Origin of the sequence: Gemella haemolysans, assembly GCF_001553035.1 — a bacterium.
GTDB lineage: Bacteria > Bacillota > Bacilli > Staphylococcales > Gemellaceae > Gemella > Gemella haemolysans_B.
Genome location: NZ_KQ959995.1, coordinates 1143 through 1366, shown reverse-complemented (window position 1 = coordinate 1366; position 224 = coordinate 1143). Strand labels below are relative to the sequence as shown.

The 224-nt window shown below is 25.9% G+C and carries 1 pseudogene; it reads left to right on the top strand.

The annotated features are described in order from the left end of the window. Positions 1 to 182: pseudogene (locus HMPREF3186_RS09470) on the top strand (IS21 family transposase); the annotation flags it as partial. Positions 183 to 224: the final 42 nt, after the last annotated feature.

The window sequence follows — 224 nt, the reverse complement described above, 5'->3', positions numbered from 1 at the left end:
CACCAACTGAAATTAAGTTGGATTCATTAGAAGATTTACAGGAGTATAAGAAATTTATGGACGATAATAATTTAAAAATAAATATAGCTTCCTTATCTAGAAAGTATAAAGCAGATAGGAGAACTATAAATATCTTAATGGTTTCGAAAAAAAGAAGACGAAAAACAATACATCCAAACTAGATAAATACTACGAACTAATTAAAAGCTTATTAAGTTCTTCTA